Source organism: Nostoc sp. DedSLP04 (assembly GCF_034530775.1).
GTDB lineage: Bacteria > Cyanobacteriota > Cyanobacteriia > Cyanobacteriales > Nostocaceae > Nostoc.
The window spans coordinates 1-20,990 of sequence record NZ_JAVRCL010000098.1; the positions used below are offsets into that span (position 1 = coordinate 1).

General features: G+C 40.1%; 16 protein-coding genes and 1 pseudogene. 8 read left to right on the forward strand and 9 right to left on the reverse strand.

The genetic code is table 11. The annotated features are described in order from the left end of the window. Nucleotides 1-751: 751 nt before the first annotated feature. Together ssuE and ssuD are read right to left on the reverse strand one after the other, a co-directional pair. Nucleotides 752-1,318, reverse strand: a complete 567-nt coding sequence (gene ssuE / locus RMX89_RS32660) for an NADPH-dependent FMN reductase (RefSeq protein WP_322691876.1) — start codon at nt 1,316-1,318, stop codon at nt 752-754. Between the two features lie 71 nt (nt 1,319-1,389). Then, nucleotides 1,390-2,550: an FMNH2-dependent alkanesulfonate monooxygenase gene (ssuD, locus tag RMX89_RS32665; RefSeq protein WP_322691877.1), complete on the reverse strand. Its 1,161-nt coding sequence runs from the start codon at nt 2,548-2,550 to the stop codon at nt 1,390-1,392. Nucleotides 2,551-2,979: 429 nt separating this feature from the next. On the opposite strand from ssuD, the gene RMX89_RS32670 reads away from it, so the two are divergent. After that, nucleotides 2,980-3,510 (forward strand): MgtC/SapB family protein, encoded by a 531-nt coding sequence (locus RMX89_RS32670; RefSeq protein ID WP_322685175.1) that lies wholly within the window; start codon nt 2,980-2,982, stop codon nt 3,508-3,510. A 233-nt stretch (nt 3,511-3,743) separates the two neighbouring features. After that, nucleotides 3,744-4,238: a peptide-methionine (R)-S-oxide reductase MsrB gene (gene msrB, locus RMX89_RS32675; RefSeq protein ID WP_322691878.1), complete on the forward strand. Its 495-nt coding sequence runs from the start codon at nt 3,744-3,746 to the stop codon at nt 4,236-4,238. A 567-nt stretch (nt 4,239-4,805) separates the two neighbouring features. Here msrB and RMX89_RS32680 read toward each other — a convergent pair. Continuing rightward, nucleotides 4,806-5,405 carry an MBL fold metallo-hydrolase gene (locus RMX89_RS32680; RefSeq protein ID WP_322674893.1) on the reverse strand — a complete coding sequence of 200 codons (600 nt, stop codon included), beginning with the start codon at nt 5,403-5,405 and terminating at the stop codon, nt 4,806-4,808. A gap of 245 nt (nt 5,406-5,650) precedes the next feature. On the opposite strand from RMX89_RS32680, the gene RMX89_RS32685 reads away from it, so the two are divergent. Then, nucleotides 5,651-6,829: a pyridoxal phosphate-dependent aminotransferase gene (locus RMX89_RS32685; RefSeq protein WP_322691879.1), complete on the forward strand. Its 1,179-nt coding sequence runs from the start codon at nt 5,651-5,653 to the stop codon at nt 6,827-6,829. A 492-nt stretch (nt 6,830-7,321) separates the two neighbouring features. Further along, nucleotides 7,322-7,693, forward strand: a complete 372-nt coding sequence (locus RMX89_RS32690; RefSeq protein ID WP_094351003.1) for a four-helix bundle copper-binding protein — start codon at nt 7,322-7,324, stop codon at nt 7,691-7,693. A gap of 96 nt (nt 7,694-7,789) precedes the next feature. Here RMX89_RS32690 and RMX89_RS32695 read toward each other — a convergent pair whose 3' ends face one another. From RMX89_RS32695 to modB, 6 genes are all read right to left on the reverse strand, one after another. Further along, nucleotides 7,790-10,804, reverse strand: a complete 3,015-nt coding sequence (locus RMX89_RS32695) for a type I restriction endonuclease subunit R (RefSeq protein WP_322691880.1) — start codon at nt 10,802-10,804, stop codon at nt 7,790-7,792. Then, a complete protein-coding gene (locus tag RMX89_RS32700; protein WP_322691881.1) occupies nt 10,801-11,793 on the reverse strand; it encodes a hypothetical protein in 993 nt (330 codons plus the stop codon). Before RMX89_RS32700 ends, RMX89_RS32695 begins: the two co-directional genes overlap by 4 nt. Then, on the reverse strand, nt 11,790-13,151 hold the full coding sequence (locus RMX89_RS32705; protein ID WP_322691882.1) for a restriction endonuclease subunit S: 1,362 nt from the start codon (nt 13,149-13,151) through the stop codon (nt 11,790-11,792). Before RMX89_RS32705 ends, RMX89_RS32700 begins: the two co-directional genes overlap by 4 nt. Next, the gene (locus RMX89_RS32710; protein ID WP_322691883.1) at nt 13,151-15,223 is read right to left on the reverse strand and encodes a class I SAM-dependent DNA methyltransferase; all 2,073 of its coding nucleotides are present in this window, start codon (nt 15,221-15,223) and stop codon (nt 13,151-13,153) included. The genes RMX89_RS32705 and RMX89_RS32710 overlap by 1 nt, the downstream gene beginning before the upstream one ends. A 47-nt stretch (nt 15,224-15,270) precedes the next feature. Further along, the gene (locus tag RMX89_RS32715) at nt 15,271-15,441 is read right to left on the reverse strand and encodes a hypothetical protein (protein ID WP_322691884.1); all 171 of its coding nucleotides are present in this window, start codon (nt 15,439-15,441) and stop codon (nt 15,271-15,273) included. A gap of 154 nt (nt 15,442-15,595) precedes the next feature. Further along, nucleotides 15,596-17,398, reverse strand: coding sequence for a molybdate ABC transporter permease subunit (gene modB, locus RMX89_RS32720; RefSeq protein WP_322691885.1), 1,803 nt, complete (start codon nt 17,396-17,398; stop codon nt 15,596-15,598). Nucleotides 17,399-17,532: 134 nt separating this feature from the next. Here modB and RMX89_RS32725 point away from each other — a divergent pair, with 134 nt between their 5' ends. The 4 genes and pseudogenes from RMX89_RS32725 to RMX89_RS32740 all read left to right on the forward strand — a co-directional run bounded on the left by RMX89_RS32725 (nt 17,533) and on the right by RMX89_RS32740 (nt 20,872). Then, a complete protein-coding gene (locus tag RMX89_RS32725; RefSeq protein ID WP_322691886.1) occupies nt 17,533-17,664 on the forward strand; it encodes a GNAT family N-acyltransferase in 132 nt (43 codons plus the stop codon). Between the two features lie 28 nt (nt 17,665-17,692). Then, nucleotides 17,693-19,738: a potassium channel family protein gene (locus tag RMX89_RS32730; protein WP_322691887.1), complete on the forward strand. Its 2,046-nt coding sequence runs from the start codon at nt 17,693-17,695 to the stop codon at nt 19,736-19,738. A gap of 93 nt (nt 19,739-19,831) precedes the next feature. After that, nucleotides 19,832-19,918: pseudogene (locus RMX89_RS32735) on the forward strand (IS5/IS1182 family transposase); the annotation flags it as partial. 78 nt (nt 19,919-19,996) lie between these two features. Beyond that, nucleotides 19,997-20,872: a hypothetical protein gene (locus tag RMX89_RS32740; RefSeq protein WP_322691888.1), complete on the forward strand. Its 876-nt coding sequence runs from the start codon at nt 19,997-19,999 to the stop codon at nt 20,870-20,872. The last annotated feature ends 118 nt before the right edge of the window (nt 20,873-20,990 follow it).

The window sequence follows — 20,990 nt, forward strand, 5'->3', positions numbered from 1 at the left end:
TAATTTCAGTTATTTACTACTTGCTTATGTCGGAAAGTGACAGAAGAGGGTTATAGCAACAGCCAACGTGGTTAGGACATTAACAGATGATAAAACTTAGACACAACAAGACTTTTCACCCAATCCCCAGTCACCAGTCCCCAGTCCCTTGCTATATCGGGGGATTTAGGGGGAGCTAGAACGTTTTGCTACTATGAAGAGGACTTTTCAAACATCCTCTAAGAGGATGTTTGAAAAGTATTTTTAGTAACTTCTAGACCTCGGAAACCTAACCCCCCTAGCCCCCCTTCCCTACAAGGGAATGGGGGTTTTAAAGCCTCTCTCCGTTTCGGGGAGAGGAATGGAAGTGGGGTCTCTGGTATACTTTACGACTTTTCAAACAACCTCTAAGGTATTAGCCTTATCCAACCTATAATTTTGTGAATTTGTTGATAAAGTTTGAAATTTAAGTAGAGAAAGTAGTAGATGAGTAAATTTCACTCATCTACTATAGGTAGAGTTAGGAGACAATTTGCATATATACAAGATATTTTATAGAAAAAATAATAAATTATAGCGGTGTTAGTTTAATAGACTATAAAAGTTGGGAGATAAATATGAGCATCATCTATAAATAATTTTAATATTGTTGCAATAAAAGTGTCATTTCTGAAAGTAAAGTTATCTGGCTCTGATTAACTTTAAAAAAAAGTAACAGATGGGTAAATTTTACCCCTCTGCTACAAGCAAACGGAGGTATAAACTTAATTATTTAATTGGCATGAACCAATTCTTGAGGCGCTGCGGCATCATATTCTACAGCTTTCACAAATTCTTTGAGAACGTCTTTGAGTCTTTGGTCAATTTCCTCATCTAACACGACGCTGTGATCGGCTTGTCGTTGAATTTGTTTGTCTACCGCATAAATAGTGGCTAGGATATGACGCGCTCCTAATTCAGATAACACAGGTTTGAGGGCATATTCAATTGCCAATAAATGAGCGATGGTTCCACCCAAAGCAATTGGTAACACGGGTTTACCTGTTAATGATTTTTGTGGCAGCAAATCTAGAAATGTTTTTAGCACTCCTGTGTAAGCAGCTTTGTAGATTGGGGTGGCAATAATCACACCATCTGCCTTTGCTAATAATTCTTTTGGCTGTTCTAAAGCTTGGCTCTCGTATCGTCCAAAAACTAAATCTTCAGCAGGTAAATCCCGAACTGAAATAATATCTACATGCAAGCCTTCTTGTTGTAAAAGCTGGGCAGTATATTCGACAACACCATAGGTTCTAGATGGATGTGTTGGACTACCTGCGATCGCTAAAATATTTGTCATTCAATTAAACTCCTATGCATTAATCGGAATGGGGAATGGGAAATAACCAATGCCCAATACCCTAAACTTTACTAGGATATGGATGTGGCTTTCTCCTGATGTTGCTGCTTAGGGAAATCTTCATTTGCCACAATCTCGCCAAATGGACTTAAGACGTGTTGCTTCTCCACTGCGGGTAAATTATCTAATGGCAAATGGGGAAATAGAAGTTCTGCAACTCGATAAGCTTCCTCTAGGTGGGGATAGCCAGAGAGGATAAAGGATTCAATACCTAAATCAGCATATTCTAATATCCTGGCAGCTACGGTTTGAGGATCGCCGACTAAGGCTGTTCCCGCGCCACCCCGCACTAAACCAACTCCCGCCCACAGGTTCGGGCTAATCTCTAATGCCTCACGATCGCCGTGGTGTAATTGAGTCATTCGCTGTTGTCCAACTGAATCCATTCGGGCATAAGCTTTTTGGGCTTTTGCGATCGCTTCGTCATCTACATATTTAATCAAATCATTCGCTGCATCCCAAGCTTCACTCTCGGTTTCGCGGACAATCACGTGTAAACGAATCCCAAACCGCAAAGTCCGGCCTTCTGATAAAGCAAGTCTGCGAACTGCTGCAATCTTCTCGGCTACTTGCGCCGGTGGTTCGCCCCAAGTTAGATAGACATCTACGTGCTTGGCAGCAATTTTTTGAGCCACAGGAGAGGAACCGCCAAACCACAAGGGCGGATATGGCTTTTGAACAGGTGGAAACAGCAGTTTCCCATCTTGGATATTAAGATAGTCGCCTTGGAGATTGACTTGTTCGCCACTAGCGATCGCTCGCCATACTGTCAAAAATTCATCTGTTAATTCATAGCGGCGATCGTGATCCAAATGCAAGCCATCTCCCGCCAATTCTACGGGATCGCCACCGGTCACGACATTAATCAGCAAGCGTCCCCCAGAGAGGCGATCGAAAGTCGCCGCCATCCGCGCCGCTACTCCAGGTGATACCAAGCCGGGACGAATCGCTACTAAAAAACGCATCTGTCGCGTCAGTGATACCAACGTTGACGCTACAATCCAAGCATCTTCGCAAGAGCGGCCTGTAGGCAGCAATGCCCCTGTATAACCAAGGTCATCCACCGCTTGAGCAATCTGCCGCAGATAGGGAAAGCTTACTGCCCTTCCGCCTGTAGCAGTTGCAAGGTAACGTCCGTCGCCGTGGGTTGGGATGAACCATAGTAGCTGCATGAATCCTGTCCTTTTAAACTACGGTAATTCGATAGAAGTACCGTGCTTTATTTATAGTTTTAACAATATCACATATCCTACTTAATCAAGCAAGAAGTTTTTCGTAAAACTCCGGTATCTCTATCAGAACAATGTATATTAGGCGGTGTTCAATAAGCTAGCGATCGCAAAAATTGGAAATTGGGGATTGGGTATAGATAACAATCAATAGTTCTTCTTCCCCTGCCTCTGTCTCTAGGAAGAATACATCAATGGTAGCTTTGGGTATATTAGTTTACTTATTCCTAACCTTTTGTTAAATTAACCTTAATGTACTGAAAGCCTATTGATTTGCAGTGCTTAAGTTTTCAGCTACAAAAGTGGGTAGCCATCCAGTCCACACTGCCAATAGGTGCAAAATTCCGTTCTGTCTCTAGGAGAAATAAGGCAATGGGGCCGATGTTTATTGCTGCCAACGATTGGCCACATATAGCGTTTAGATTGTCTTTGGCGCTCCTGGTTGGTTGCTTGATTGGATTCAACCGTCAGCAAGGAGGTAGACCAGCAGGGATGAGAACATTTATGCTCGTGAGTATGGGGGCAGCATTATTTGTGATGATTCCTTTGCAGGTTGAAGGCGAGAGTCCCTATGCTGCTACCAATGCACTGAGTCGCACAATTCAAGGTGTAGCTACCGGGGTTGGATTTCTTGGAGCCGGATTGATTTTACAAGAGTCTCCGAGAAAATCTGCAACGCCAAAAGTAAAAGGTTTAACTACAGCCGCCTGTGTCTGGACGGCGGCCGGGTTGGGGGCTGCAATTGGTTGTGGTCTATGGCAAATGGGATTATTGGGAGGTTTACTAACCCTAATTACTTTAAGTGGGGTAAAGCGGCTCAATCGCACATTTGTATTTCTGACAAGTCAGGGTAAACAAGGGACTATTGAGGATATCACAACCATCTCTGATGAAGATGATTGATTCTCTATTGTTATGCTCTAGTTGAAAACTATACTTGTATTGTCCAAAATTAAGTCAAATCGATCGTATTGCCGCCTAGTATTTTATTGAAAAATAATTTGTTGTTTCAAAGCTTATTTTAATCAGTTTCTCAGGGCTAATTCAGAGCGATCGCTGATTATAGTCATTCATGTAGGGAATCCCGTACTGGAATAGATTGCCCAGTGAACCGGAAAATAGAAAATAATAGATATATGGACAAACGCTATTTTTTACAGGCTAGTGCAGTCATAGTCGGCACAGCACTGTTATCAAGGTATATCAATTGGGGGTCACAAGCAATGACAACTTCTCAAAGTGGATTTGAAGTTACCAAACCAGAGTCAGAATGGCGCACCATTTTAACGCCAGAACAGTTCAATGTATTGCGTAAACATGGAACTGAACGCCCTTACACCAGTCCATTGGATAAGAAATACGACAATGGTACTTATTATTGTGCCGCGTGTGAACTACCACTGTTTACATCTGATACCAAATTTAATAGTGGTACTGGCTGGCCTAGCTTCTTTAATCCAATTGAAGGTGCGATCGCCACAACTGTAGACAAGTCGTTGTTTATGACCAGAACTGAAGTGCATTGTAGTCGCTGTGGCGGTCATCTGGGTCATGTTTTTGATGATGGGCCTGCACCCACTGGCAAGCGCTACTGCATGAACGGTGTTTCACTGAAATTTGAGCCTGCTTGATAAATTGCGTCACCGATAGCGTAGCATTAGCGAGTCAAGACCTTCCTGTGTCGCTAACGCTGCACTATCGAGCGTCACAGCCCGTCCTAACATCGCACACACAACTTAAATCATCAGATTTTGATACTTGACCAAGAGTGAATAAATTTTTGACAATTACTTTTCCTATTCAGTCCTACTGGACGAAATATTGTCAATGTAAGGAAATGCAACTCTTGGTCTTCGCTAAAACTATTTACCTAAATCGTTCTATTTGCCTGGGTCTTTTTTCTCCTTTTTGTCTTTAGGATCTTTTTTAGGTTTTTTAGCTTCTTTATTACTTTTTCTTTCCTTCGACATCAGCGTTCTCCAACTAAGTTAATCAGTAAAAGCTTTCGCATTCTGCCGTCAGGAAATCAGGATATTACTTACCTGATATTCTTTTATGGTAAAAAAGAAAGTATCAGACAGAAATGCTACTAACTACCATGATACGGTGTTGTTTGATTTTCTTCTTACAGCCTTTTTGATCTATTTGAACTACATTCGCCTGTAGGGTAGCACAGCTAGCTGTGCTACCCTAATTATTTACAGCGTCGCTACCAGATCCTTTAAGCGATCGCGTCCATCCCGAAAGACGGGCCAACCATCCCCCACCAGCACTGCTTCTACCCGACTCAGTTGAGCCAACCTGCGAATAGAAGCAACAGCCTCCTCTCGATTCAACAGCTTGTCATCTGGTAAAATTGTCAAGCTACCTGCTTTGCGTGCCCGTACTAAATCCCCTGTAATTAAAGTTGTCTCTTCCAGTAACAGAGCCAACTCACCGGGAGTTTTAGAACCATTGAGTTCAATTACTTCCAGTCCTGGGACAAATTCTTCACCATCAGATAGCCAGCGATCGCAAGGTATAGGAAAAGTGTCTTTTTCTGCAATCGGGCCAGCAATTTTAGCATAAGTTTGATCGGCAATTTCTTTACTTGCCCTGACATGCTCAGAATTCGTCAGCACAATCCAAACCACACCGCCGAGGGATTTTAGATGATTCCAATCATGGTTTGATAGGGCTACTGGGTCAATCAAGATGTTGCCATCTGGCCGAATCCAGGCAATCCCATTGAAATCAATATTTCTTGCCGGATTGAAATTAGACCAGCTATAAAGATCGGGACGGTGCAAAGATTTCATGATGATTCTGGATCAGTACTTCAATAATTGACTATTAATCTCAATAATTAAGTATATAGATAATAAGGGCATTGGGCATTGGTTATTATTCTGCTTCCCCTGCCTTCCCTGCCTCCTCTACTCCCTTGCTTCTTCCTCTGGATCAAAAATTTGAGTATACTACGATAAATCTATCAATATTATGGTTTTATCTGGGCTACAGAATTCCCGGATAACGGCAATCCAAGATTAACGGAGGTATAGGGGTGAGTAAGATTGGGCGGCAAAAAATATCAGCGAAGGCAGAACAGTTTACAGAGTCGGTGATTCGAGAAATGACCAGGGTAGCACTGCAATACGATGCGGTGAATTTAGCGCAGGGGTTCCCTGATTTTCCTTGTCCTTTGGAGTTGAAACAGGCAGCATATCAGGCGATAGAGGCAGATGTTAATCAGTATGCCATTACTTGGGGCGATCGCCCATTTCGTCATGCGATCGCTAACAAAGTCCGTTGGTATCTCGGCTTAGATATCGATCCCGAAACCCAAATCACCGTCACCTGCGGTTCTACAGAAGCAATGGCATCTGTGATGCTGGCGACAGTCGATCCGGGTGACGAAGTAATTGTATTTGAGCCATATTATGAAAACTACGGCCCCGATGCGATTTTAGCTGGTGCTATACCCCGCTACGTAACACTCCATCCTCCCCATTGGACATTTGATGAAGCACAGTTGCGTCAAGCTTTCAATGCCAATACCAAAGCAATTATTATCAACACACCCCATAATCCCACAGGTAAAGTCTTTAGCCGTGAAGAACTCACCTTAATTGCTGAACTTTGTCAAAAATGGGATGTGTTAGCGTTCACTGATGAAATCTATGAACATATTCTCTATGACGGCACTCAACATATTGCCCTAGCGACTCTTCCTGGAATGGCAGAACGCACCGTTACTATTAACGGTTTGTCCAAAACTTATAGCGTCACTGGATGGCGAGTCGGTTACATTCTGGCAAACCCCGAATTGACAGGGGCGATTCGCAAAGTCCATGATTTTCTCACCGTTGGCGCACCTGCACCATTGCAACGAGCCGGAGTTGCCGCTATGCAACTGCCACCATCCTATTATGAAGAACTAGGCAAACTTTATCACCAGAAGCGAGACAGCATTTTACAAATTCTAGACCAAGTTGGCATTCCCTATTTCGTTCCTCAAGGAGCCTATTACGTTCTTGCAGATATTTCCAAATTTGGCTATAAAACAGATGTTGAATTCACTTACCATCTGATTAAAGATATCGGTGTCGCTGTAGTTCCCGGTTCCAGCTTTTTCAGCCAACCAGAAAAAGGACATTCATTGATCAGATTTTGCTTTAGCAAAAGACCTGAGACATTACAAGCAGCGAGCGATCGCTTACTGAAATTGCAATCAAATCTATAACCTACATCATATCTTATGTAAGTTGTGAAAATTACTTTTTTCGAGGAAATTTTCTTTTAAGTGCAGTTGAAATTACATTATGAATTACGAATTTTTTAAGACATATATTTTGAAATTAATATAAGTTAATAAAACTCTATTTAATAGAAATTTACAAATGCTTTATTAAGGCATTCATTTATTAAAAATAATAACATTATTTTTAAATTAAATTTAACCCTAACTTTTGATCCCGATGTATATCTGACTTGCCAAATTAAACCCCACTTAGAAACGAGGCTTTTTAAGCCTTAATGTATAGCATTCCCCAGGAAAACAACACCAAAATAGTGTAGAATTTATTCAATTTTCCGGTAATTATATCGGGATAGTAGGCTTAAAAATTCTGGATTAAAAACCCCATTGACTCTTTAAAAGGATAAGACTAATGTGATGAGTAGTCCTTTCAAGGACACTATTTATGCATCAAAAAATCAGGAGGTATTTCCGATGATGATGATGATGATGACTGAAACCATGACTCCAGAAATGCAGACTTGCATGGATGTTTGTATGGACTGTCATAAAATGTGCATGGAAACCATGACTCATTGCATGAGCAAAGGTGGTCAGCACATGGATAAGAACATGATGAGCATGATGAGTATGATGCGCGATTGTTCTGAAATGTGCATGATGTGCATGAATATGATGATGAGCGGTTCTGAGTTCATGGAACGCACTTGTATGCTTTGTGCTGAAATGTGCGATCGCACTGCAATGGCGTGTGAGATGATGAGCGATGACGCGAAAATGATGGAATGTGCTGCTGCTTGCCGTAAGTGTGCAGAGTCTTGCAGAAGTATGCACATGATGCCCGCATAATTTCACAACAATCTAGCAGAAGTTTCTCTGCAACCTAATATTCAAGCGCTCAGACTCTTTGGAATCTGGGCGCTTGAAGTAATTTAATCTTTTTTGTTAGCTGAACTCTTGTGTCAATCTTGTATACACTTTCCTTAGCATCCACTCTTTGACTACTTCACCAAAATCTTTGAAATCTATGATTTTGGTAAAAATATCTTGATTTAAATCCATTCGCTCAATCAGCTTTGTTAGAAATACATCCTCAAAGCCATATTTAAAGTTTTGAATTGAGTTACTTTTGGCTTGTTGTGATAATGTATTATCCTGAACTAGTGCTTCTTCAATTTGGCTGAAAAAATATTTGTCTGCTTCAGTAAAATCAGTTCTAAATCTTTTGTTGAGAATATCGATAATCTCTGAAAGTTTAGCCTGTTCTTCTTTATCTCTTGGTATACCAGCTTCGGTTATAGGTTGTAGAGATAACTCTATATTTTTTTCTAAGACTATTTGACCTTCTCGGATTTTTTGTAGTCGATAATATTCTAGTGCAACTTCATCAATAAGTTTAAAAGCTTCACTTTGGCTAAGTTTTGGTAATTTGGTTTGCAAAAGACGAGCAAAAGCATAAAACTTTTCTAGTTCCCCATCTGCAAATGGCATAATCTGTGCTAAGAATGCATATAACCGGATAAACGCGGTTAGACTATTTTTAAACTCATCTTGCTGTTCTTCACTTAAACCTTTAAAACGGTCTACAGTAGGATCAATAAAGGAATGCAGTCTACTTTGATCTTGATTATTTACCTTTTCCTGAGACTTAAAAAATATCTTGGCAAAAGCATCTACCTCACTAGACCAGATAATCTGGTAGCTCTCTAATCTATTTTTTAAATCATACAGTCTGTTAGGATCTGTTGTTGCTATTAGTGTTGTTTGTTCGTAATAAGGCTGGAAAGCATCAATAATTTCCTGCTCATCATTAGCAAAATCTAAAACAAAAGTGTCTTCTTTACCGGGACAAGTGCGATTCAAGCGAGAGAGGGTTTGTACAGCTTTGACACCAGAAAGTTTTTTATCTACATACATGGTGTGCAATAATGGCTGATCGAAACCAGTTTGATACTTGTCTGCTACAATCAGGAGTTGATATTCAACCGTTTCAAATTTGTCGGGTAGTTCTTTTTCACCAAAGCCGTTGATATCAGATTCAGTGTACTCGATGTAAGTTTCTCTATCGGTAAAAGCAGTAAAGGCTACTAATGCTTTGATGTCTGCATAACCTTGTTTCTGTAAGTAGTTGTCGAATTCTTCTTTATAGCGGATTACATGGGGTCGAGAAGCTGTAACCACCATTGCTTTAGCTTTACCGCCAATTTTATGCATCACGCATTGGCGAAAATGCTCGATAATAACTTGAGTTTTTTGGGCTAGGTTGTGTGGATGGAGTGATAAAAATTTAGCGATCGCTCGACTTGTTTTCTTTTTGCTAATATTAGGATCGTCTGCGATCGCCTTATTGATTTTGAAGAAAGTTCTGTAGGTTGTGTAATTTTGCAACACATCCATAATGAAACCTTCTTCAATTGCCTGCCGCATGGAATACAGATGAAAGGGTTCTGTTTGCCCTTGGGAGTTCATGTGGCCAAAGTCTTCTAAGGTTTTTGGCTTGGGTGTGGCTGTGAAGGCAAAGAAGCTCAAATTTGGTTGTTTACCACGGCTACGCATGGACTTACGAATGTTATCTTCAATATCATCTTCCTCGTCAACCATGCTTTCTTGTTTGGCTGAAAGACTTAAATCGTTGATAGAAAGCACTTCTTTCATTTTCTTGGACGCTTCGCCACTTTGAGAACTGTGGGCTTCGTCCACAATTAGGGCGTAATTGCGTTTAGGTAGTTCGCCAATCTTGTTTTTTTGTAAGATTTCCCGAATCTTATCTAAGACAAAGGGAAATTTCTGTAAGGTAGTAATAATGATATTAGTACCAGAAATCAACGCCTCAGCTAGTTGTGCAGAGTTTTTATCAATTTTTTGCACGACTCCTTGCTTATGCTCAAACTGGTAAATTGTATTTTGAAGTTGCTGGTCTAATACTTTTCTATCAGTGATAACGATAACTAAATCGAAAACTCGCTCATCTCGATGATTATATAAGCTAGCAAGTTGATATGCTAACCAGGCAATAGAATTACTTTTACCACTACCAGCAGAATGCTGAATTAGGTAATCTTGTCCTGTCCCCTTAATTTTGGCATCTGCGGTTAGCTTGCGAACTACATCTAATTGGTGAAACCGAGGAAAGATGAGGCTTTCTTTTTTGGCAGATTTGTGGTTTAGTTTAATGTTTTCTTGCTCTAGGTGCAAAAAACGAGATATAATATCTAACCAACTGTCTTTTGCCCAGATATCATCCCAAAGGTAAGCGGTTTTGTAACCCTTTGAGTTAGGTGGGTTGCCTGCACCTTTGTTATAGCCTTTGTTGAAGGGTAGAAAACGGGTGTTGCTGCCATCAATGCGGGTAGTCATCCAGATTTCATCGGGGTCTACAGCAAAATGCACCAAACAACGCCGCTTGAATTGAAATAACAAATCTCGGTTATCCCGGTCTTGAATATACTGGTGCTTGGCTTTTTCTACATTTTGTCCAGTGAACTGGTTTTTTAGTTCTACTGTGGCGACTGGTAAGCCATTAATACTCAGCAGCAAATCTAGGGAGTTTTGATGATTAGCACTGTAATGCACCTGACGAGTCACAGTCAGGATGTTTTGCTCGTAAAGTGCTAAAGTATCGGGGTTTAGACTGCTGGCAGGTTTGAAGAATGCCAATTTGAAGCGTACACCGTAGTCAATGATCCCATAGCGCAGCACGTCTAACATCCCGCGATTTTCCAATTCTTGGCACAGCCGTTGGATGAACTTGGGTTCAACTTCAGCACCATGAATGTCTGTCAGGTTTTGCCATGCTTCTGGCTGAGAATTCTGAATAAACCGTAGCAGGATGACTTTATCAAGCGCTAATTCTTGACTAAAGTTGCTAGCATTGCCTTCTTCATAGCCACCATTACTCACTAAAGCGTGAATAATTGCATTTTCAAAAGCTTTTTCAGTTGTCTGAACAGTTGCAATCATGGTTGTGCCTCAGTCTGTTCAATGATTTTCACGGCGGTTAAAAATTGCTCATAAGCAACCTGACGGAGAATTTCGTGTAATTTGCCGCGTTGGAATTCATTTAAGTCTAACTTTAAATTGTCTACTTCGTTGTAGCAAAGGTTGACAAAACTGATTTCATCGTTATGTAAAAATTTTACTATGTCTGGTTTTTTATCAGGCAGATTGTTTATGAGTTCGCAGGTATCGGGGTCAAAATACTGATGCACTAAATTTTGGATACCAACAATGGGACGACCTTGATAGTGAGGTTTGCCATTACTAGATTGCCACTGAATACCAAAGACTTTGCAATTTCCTGAGCGATAAACTTTCCCGATTTGTGGTGCGCCTCTGATACCGGATGAAAGAAGCGAAGTATCCCGAATTTTGTTAATAAGCAGTTTTAATGGTTGCATATCTAGCTTGATGTCCTTGATTCCGACCTCTTCGTAAAGCTCTAAAATCAAATCATCACTTTCAAGATCACCGATAAAGCAGACAGGTTGAGAATCATCTAATAAGTAAGGTTGGGCTGTAAATACTTCTTGTTTTAGATCGTAGAACAGCCGCCACACAGAAAATTCACTGGTTTGCCAGCGCCAACCGCCAAATATAAATTGAGCTTCGCTTCTTGCATAGTCGTAGTCTGGGCGACTCAATTCACTGAGATCAATCGCTTGAGCGAGGTCGGTGAAGAGGGATTTTATATGATTTAGTATATCTAACAAATCGGTTTGGGGATTTTTCAGGGCGGGAGAAGTGTTGATTGTTTGAATTAGGTTAAGAATCATCGGGTATGCGCGGTTGGTTTCGCCTGCAAAACAGATGAAACAGTCTCTTCGGGGCAATTCAAACAGTTTTACTCCTGCTTCCCAGCGTTCGCCAGCAGAAAGACAGCTATCGGTTGCAAAAATTAATTCTTGGTCGCCTGCGGGTGTGTGGCGTATCCAGACTGCACACAGAGTCATGTAGCAACCTCCTCTCTGATATCAATTTTGCCTGTGACTGCTGCTGTGATGAGAGATTGGCGATATTCTTGGAGTTTATTTATCTGCTTATCTATAGTCGTAATTAGCTTATCAAACAAATATTTCTTAAGCTCAATGTATTGAAATATTTTTATTTGTTCTTCTTTAGGTGGCAAAATAATTGGTAGTGTTGAAAGAATTTCTGTGTTAAGGTTGTCCATTGTTGAACCCACAGACTCTAACGATAGCCAAGAGGCAACCCAAGGAATACTTATAAACAAGTTAAGATAGTCTGGATCAACTTTGATTTTGCTAAAACGAACCTGAATACATCCTGTACCACATAACCAACCATTATTATTTTTGTTAATCACTCCACAGCGTCCCAATTCTCCACGCCTTGCAAAAACCAAATCTCCAATCAGCAATTTGTGCCTACTCAAACGGATCGCTACTTCTTGGTTAACTGTTTTCTGATAGTCAGCAATTATGTTTCCGCGCTGAATATTGATTGGATTAACGAGTGGAATCCCATTTTCTACATATTCTGAAGCATGTAGCTGACTGCCAAAAGGCCCCGTTTGAATAGTGATTGAGAGAAAACTTAAACGGCTGACTTCCCAATGCTCAGGAATTTTGCTAATCCAAGCAATACCAGAATTTTTCATTGGGACGTTTGAGTTTAGCCCTTTGGTTACAGCTTGGTTAATCAGGGCAGTGCGTTTTTCTTCGAGGAGTTGGATGAGGCGTTGTTTTTTAGCGATGAGAGTGTCAATTGCTGTGGTTTTGCGGTCTAGGAAAGAGGCGATCGCTTTTTGTTCTTGTAGTGGTGGTACACAAATATTTATACTCTTAATATGTTTATAACTAAGTCCATATCTTGTAATTCCTGTGGCTAAACTTGAAAACTGAGATTTTATGCTTGTGCTGAGAATCGAAAAAAGTAGATATCGTCCATCTAATTTATCTATAAAAGGTCTTAAAATTGAGAGGTGATAGCCACATAAAACGTTTGGTATTTTTTCAACTACTAAAGAAGGAACAGCAATATCATCTGGTGTTTCTGAATCTTTTGTTATTAAGACATCATTTATTTGGAGACTAAATTTTTCTACTTCAGAATTTGTAGCACTAGCTTCCATGAAGTCAATTCTAGAATCTATAAACTTATTGTAATAAACATTTACATAATTACACAAAAGTACTTTTTTCTCATTTTCATTGTTTTTTTTATCAACATTACTTAATATAATTTGTACAAGGTTACTCAGAGTCTCTATATTCCAATGTCTTGGTATTTCTTCAATCCAAAGAACACCAGAATCTTTCATGTGTTGTTTTTTAATAATATAATTCATTACAAAATTTCCTCCAACATTCCCTGAATCTCCTCTTCTAAATCCTTAATCTCCTGCTCAATCTCCTCCAAAGGTCGCGGCGGTACATACTCATAAAAATGCCGCGTAAAGGGTATTTCATACCCAATTCTCGTTTTACTCTCATCCACCCACGCATCCGGTACATAGGGTAATACTTCCCGCTTCATGTACTCGTTAATATCATCCTTCAACGATACATTTTCATAGTCTCTCAAATCTGTATCAGGTTCATAATTACCATCTTTATCAGTACAAATATCAGCAGTTTCATCGCGTTCAGCTAAAGCATTCATAATCACTTTTTTCAATGGTGCTGAAACTTTTATATCAGCCGCTTTGAGTGCATCCGTCAAATCTTTTTCAAATTCATCTCGATTTTTATAGACATTATTCGTCCCCAAAGTTCGCAACGCTTCTTTAATTGATTCCTGTAACTTTTTCCCTTCCTCAATCTCTCGTAAAGCCACCCCACCTCGTTTTTTAGATTCAGCTAAATTCATAAACGCAGTTTCATTTTCTAACTTAACTATACGTTCATCACTCACCTGAAAATTGAGCCTGAGTGGACGTTCTACCGTAATCCGCCAATAGCCAAAATCTTCGTTATCAAAAATCTTACTAACAATGACATCCTGTTTTTTGCCATCGATATCGAGTTTGCGTTTAGCATTGTCTTGAAACTCCCCATAAATACGGGTTATCTCCTCGATTTGATTGGGCTTACCATCTTCACCATTACCAATTTCATTACGCTTACTTCCCAAGCTGCGACTCATTTTTTTGTAATAATGAATGGCGTTGATTAGCTGTATTTTGCCTTTTCGCTCTGCTGCTTTAGAATTAGTGATAATCCAAATATATGTATAAATTCCAGTATTATAAAATAATTGGTCAGGCAGTGCCGTAATAGCTTCTAACATATCGTTTTCAATAATCCATTTGCGAATATCACTTTCGCCACTGCCAGCACTTCCAGAAAAAAGCGGTGAACCGTTAAATACAATAGCGATTCTAGAACCGCCATCATCCCGCTTCATCTTAGAAATCATGTGTTGCAGAAACAGAAAGGAACCATCTGATATTCTAGGCAAACCTGCTCCAAAACGTCCATCAAATCCTTTCTTTTCATACTCGTTTTTGACGGATGTTTGTACTTTCTTCCATTCCACACCAAACGGCGGATTAGATAACATATAGTCAAATGTTTCGTGTGCCAAACCGTCAGTAGTGAAAGTATTGCCAAACTTAATATTGCTGATATTTTGACCTTTAATCAACATATCAGATTTACAGATTGCGTAGGATTCTGGGTTAATTTCCTGACCAAAAACTACAGCCTTAGAATTTTGGTTAAGTTCTTTAATGTACTCTTCTGCTAAAGACAACATTCCACCTGTTCCACAGGCAGGGTCATAGATAGTTGTCACAATACCTTCTTGAGTTAGAATATTTCTGTCATTGAGAAACAGTAAGTTGACCATCAGCCGGATAACTTCACGGGGTGTAAAATGTTCTCCTGCGGTTTCATTAGATAGTTCCGAAAATTTGCGAATCAATTCTTCAAAAACATAGCCCATCTCCATGCTGTTTACTTCATCTGGATGAAGATTGATTTCAGCAAAGTTTTTGACAATTAAAAATAGTAGATTTGCTTCATCTAAACGATTAATTTGGTCAGTAAAGTTAAAATATTCAATAATTTCTCTTCCAGCAATAGAGAAGCCATTAATAAAGTTTCTGAGATTAGCAGCTACATTATCTGGGTCTGCCTTGAGTTTTTGAAAGGTAAACTGGCTAATGTTGTGAAAAGTTACGCCAGCTTTCTGATTTAGTAACGGCTCTGGATTTTTCAGATTCATGGACTTTAGTTTGGTTTCGTAAAATTCCATGACTACTGCTTTTGTTGGCTCTAGAACACAGTCCAAACGGCGCAACACTGTGAAAGGTAATATAACTTTACCGTAGTCAGCTTGCTTATAATCACCGCGTAAAAGTTCGGCAATACTCCAAATAAAACCAGCAAGTTTTCTTACTTTTTCCGTTCGGGACATTAAAAACTCCAGGGTAGACTCATCAACTGTAATGTCTTGGAAGCCAGCTAACTCACATTTTGCACCAGATGACTGGAAGTTGCAGCTATACAGACAAAACCCGCCTCTGCGGGTTTGAAGCTATTGCTTGCCATAATCATCCTATGTATGGTCAAATAAGCTGATGCGCGTATAGATTGTACATTTTTGCATTCAGACTGTTCTTTGTCATTGGTCATCTGTCCTTTGAAATACAAATGACTAATGACCAATGACCAATGACAACTCTCACGACTAAATATACAAATTAAATGCGTAACAGCTTAACTAATCTATCACTGCCGCCAAGTTTTCCATTATTACAGCTTCGTTGCGTCCCGTGCATCTCTGCGTTCATTCCATCAAAATCAACCGCAGAGGATCTAAACGCACATACCAAGGAAAAGGTTGATCTTTCATCGTCGCCCATTTTTCTTTGAAGACTTCAGCTTGCAGATGATAATCTTGAGAATTCTTACCAGCCAAATGAAGTTTGAGAAATAATGTCATTCTATGAGGCGTTTCATTCGTTCGTACTATCCAGCAGGGAAAAGTATTTTCCTGTGATAAATCGTTGGTAAAAATGAACTGATGGGCACGAATGCCGACATGGGATAATTCGCTCTTGACAGGTTCAATTACTTGCAGAGTGCAACCCCAATCAATCGCTTCCACCTGTTGTGATGACTGGAGAACAGCACGGGAGAAGTTTTTGCATCCAGTGAGTTGGGCGACACTAACAGTAGCAGGATGCTGGAAAATATCGTATTTGCTGCCATGATGAACGGCTCTACCATGCTCCAATACCAATAGATTCGGGCAAATCCGATAAGCTTCTTCCATATTATGAGTGACAAATAGAGTCACACCTTGATAGCCAGCTAGAGTTTCTGTCATTTGCTGCTCTAATTGACTACGCAGATGGGTATCAAGTGCGGAAAACGGCTCATCCAAAAGCAGCGCTTCCGGTTGACTTGCTAATGCTCTTGCCAAAGCTACCCGTTGTTGTTGGCCTCCAGAAAGTTGGTGTGGATAGCGATCGCCTAATCCCTGCAATTGCATTGCTATTAGTTGCTCCTCTACCTGCACTCTAATACTCCCAGCAGATAGGTTTTTGGGCAAGCCAAAAGCGATATTTTGCGCCACACTCATGTGTGGAAACAGAGCGTAATTCTGCACTAAAAAACCGATGCGGCGATCGCGACTGGGCAAATTAATTCCTTGTTCTGAGTCAAACAGAACTCTGTCATTTAAAACTATGCGCCCTCTTGTCGGCGTTTCTATCCCCGCAAGGCAGCGTAAAATCATGCTCTTACCTGCTCCAGAACCTCCTAACAATCCCAAGGGTTGCTCATCAGTACTGAAAGCAACTTTTAAATCAAAGCTAGGAAGTATTTTTTCAATGTTGACTAACAATCCACCAGATTCATAGCTAGAGTGCGGAGTATGAAGAATTTCTTCCCCTGCTCCCTGCTCCCTACTCCCTGCTCCCATCCCCTTTTCCCGCAATTCTTGCCAGAAGTTGACTGCAATAATTCCAGAGAGAGAAATCACCATAATTGCGATCGCCCAAAACCATGCTTCATTCATTGCTCCCGCTTCCACAGCAAAATAAATCGCCATTGGGATTGTCTGCGTTTGTCCGGGAATGTTACCAGCCAGCATCAACGTCGCCCCAAATTCTCCTAAAGCACGGGCAAAAGCGAGCATTGTGGCGGCGACAATGCCGGGTAGTGCTAGAGGTAAACTAATGCGCCAAAAGATTGTAGTTTCAGTTGCACCAAGGGTTCTAGCTACTCGCAGCAGATTACCATCTATTTGTTCAAAAGCTCCCAGTGCAGTTTTATACATTAAAGGGAAAGAAACTACCATAGCTGCGATCGCTGCACCATACCAAGTAAAGACGATGGTGAAGTCAAAAGTCTGCATGAATTTCCCTACAGGGCCATTTTTACCAAAAAATAGCAGCAACAAGAAACCGACAACTGTGGGCGGTAAAATCAGGGGTGCAATAAAGATACCCTCAATCAACGATTTAGCTTTGCCACGATATCCCAGCATCCAGTAGGCAGCAGCGATACCCAAGAAGAAGGTGATAAATGTGGCAAGTAACGAAGTTTTGAGTGATATCCAAAAAGGCGATAAATCCAATGGCATAGTTGCGTAGGGAAAAATTAGCTCAACTAATCCATAATTTACCAACTTTAGCTTCAATATGTTGGAAATAGTTGGTAAACTACATCACAATCAATCAAGGAAATCCCAAAAACTAGCCAAACTTTAAACAAAATTTGCGTTCAGTTGGGTATCAAATATCAGAATTCGATACGGTTTGTTATCATTTAATACTTATCTTGAAACCAACTGGTAAAATTGTTGGAGATTACCGAAGCATAAAAACCCTAGCAAACACATCCTGTTAGCAGTATCGAATGCTACCGTCAACAGAAAGTGCATCCTCCTACCAGCAATCAAAAAAAACCCCAAGACCTTTTCTTAGTATGTGGACTCAAAAGTTTAGGGCAACATTGCGTTGCAATCCTCAAGGAATACGATGTCAAAGTCAGCGCCATAGAGGATGTGCACCCCGAACATTGGGAAGTCCCAGAAGTACCTAACTTACTAGAAAAATTAATCATCGGAGACTGCCGTCAGCCAAGTGTTTTAGAGCAGGCAGGTATAAGGCAGTGTCGTTCAATACTTTTAGTAACTAGAAATGAGCGGATTAATATAGAAGCTGCCTTTGCAGCACGGCGTCTTAATCCGCACGTTCGCCTGATTGTACGTTCTGACAAACAAAATTTCAACAAACTCTTGTGGGAAAATCTCGGCAATTTTGTTGCCTTTGAACCTACTCATCTTTCAGCTCATGCTTTCGCTTTGACAGCCCTTGGTTCTGAAGCTATTGGATATTTTACCTTAGAAGGGCAACTATTGCAAGTGATAAAGCATCAGGTACAAGCGAAAGATAGCTGGTGTAATGGCAAGCCAGTACATAGACTCAATCTGACAACTCGCCGCATCTTGAGTCACAAACCTGTTGCATCTAAGCTAAGCAAAGAATTGTTTGGCTGGAACCCAGAGGCAGAAGTGCAGGTAGGAGACACGCTAGTTTACATTGATGTGGCATACGATTTAGCTTTCTCTGAACAACGTCGGCAATCTCATAGCCAAAAGTGGCAGTGGCAACAGTTTATCCAAGGTATCACAGCGAAAAATCTCAAGGATAAAATAGTACAATTTTGGCAATCTTACTACCAAAGCCAAAATCAAATCCGGCGAATTGCAACAATCTATGCGATTACTGTACTCATCTTGTGGTTTGTGGGAATAGTTCTTTACCGCTTATATTATCCTGACATCAACATCCAAGAAGCTTTCTATGCGACAGCAATTTTGCTCTTGGGAGGATACGGAGATTTATTTGGCGGTGTTGAGTTTGCATCGCAATCAAAACCCTCAGACGCTATCCCTTGGTGGTTGCGGTTGTTTAGCCTGGGACTGACGTTGACAGGTCAAGCTTTCGTGGGAGTATTATATGCACTGCTGACTGATGCTCTTGTCACTTCAAGATTCCATTTTTTCAATTCTCGTCCTCCCATACCACAACGCAACCATCTGATAATTATTGGCTTAAATCGCTTGGGACAAAAAGTGGCTGCTCTTTTGCAAGAACTCAACCAGCCGTTAGTAGCAATTCATCCTACCATTCTCGACCAAGAAACTTTACCTGATATACCCCTTATCGTTGGTAATGCAACCGAAGCACTCACGAAGGCGAATCTCTCCCATGCTAAAAGCATCATTTTAGTTGGGGACGATAATATGGAAAATCTGGAAATTGGTTTGATGGCTCATGCAATGAACCCTGCCACTACCTTGATTATCCGCTCTCAAGACCGCCAATTTAGTGATAATGTCGCCCCTCTGTTCCCTTATGCTCAAGTTATATGTGGCGCGGCTTTGTCGGCAGAAGTCTTTGCTTGTGCTGCTTTTGGAGAAAATGTTCTGAGCTTGTTTCATTTAAACGAGCAAATAGTCATGGTGACGGAATACAAGATTGAAGATGGTGATACCCTAAATGGTTTGCTTTTATCTGAAATAGCATCTGGTTACAGTGTTGTACCGATTCTCTACCAGAAATATCAGCGAGACAATTACTCTTTAATGCCCTGGTATGATGTTAAGCTTGATGCTGGCGATCGCTTGATTGTTTTGGCCACAAGCAGTAGTTTGCAGCGAATTGAATGGGGTGAAATGCTACCTCGCCTTTGGCAAGTGCAGATTGAAAAAGCTCTAACTACAAATGCCATTATGTATGGCACTGAAGAGATAGTTTTGATTACGGGATGTAGTTCAACTGATGCTAGGAAATGGATGAATAATTTGCCTAGAGTATTGCCAATACCACTTTATAAATATCAAGCTCAACGTCTCGTGCGCGAGTTAACAAAAGTACAAGTTTTGGCGAATTTAATCTTTATTGGGCAACCTTGAATCTTCCGTAACTATAAGTCATATCAGGTTCAACAACGAGTCGAAGCTTGGAGATTTAACATCACTAATAAGCTTTTTAGCGCTTACTGAACCGTATTGGATTATGAACGCCTTCCTGAAACCTCAGAGACATTCATCTATATTGCCATGATTCGTATTACGATCAGACGACTTGCATAATTTTTGACTGGTTTCAACTTTTAAAACATCCTCTTAGTTCTTAATCCCTAGTCCCTAGTTCCTATGCTTCCAAATCTTATGCAGCAGTTTAATATTGGTAATATTGTTAGCCTTACTAGCTATCTATATCGTTCAAATTTCAAAAAATTTTCTCGCCTGTCATTATTTGCCCATTTATGGCTAATAGTCCCGATTTATGGCTGGGCAAAATTTTATGCGTTCGCTGGTTTAATTTCCCGTTTAGCGTTTAGTGAAATTAGTGCTCAACCAGAAAGTTCAAAATTTGCAAAAATTCAGATTAAAAAAAGATTTTGGCAATTTCTCATAACTGCAATTCTAGTTATATTAATATGTTTACTACAATTTTTTATTTTTTACATTGGAATTTCAATAATTGCTGGAATAATATATGGAATATTAGCAACAATCTTTGGTACCATATCTCAACCAATCAATCAAGCAAATCCCTTTGACAATACTATATTTAGAATCATCATTATTCCTATAGCTATAGCTGTTTATTTCAGCCCTCTGTGGTTTTACTCGCGTTTCTTCATTACTGATTTACCTCTAGCAATAGAAGATGATACTAACTTCATTGGCGCAATTAAGAGAAGTAGACAACTAACCAAGGGTTTAACATGGCGGATTATTGCCATTATATTTATATCATTTGTAATTACTTTGCCTATACAAATTTTAGGATGGTTGATTTATAGTAAAGGATTCAACATTTTAATACAACTAATCTCCTTATTGTTATCTGGAGATTGGGCTAATGAAAATAAAGTGTTTATCAGTACATTACTACTGATAATTTTAAATTTAATTACTAGCATAATATTAATGCCCTTTTGGCAATCTATTAAATCTCTAGTTTACTATGACATTATTTGTCGTCGAGAAGGTTTTGATTTAAAAATCAATACAGTTCAGATAAGCCCAAAACCTTGATGTAAAGACGTGATTTATTGCAGAAAGACTACGCCAATAACCCTTAAACCAAGCGTATTGAATTATATCCCTCTTCTGTCACTTTCCGACATAAGCAAGTAGTAAATAACTGAAATTA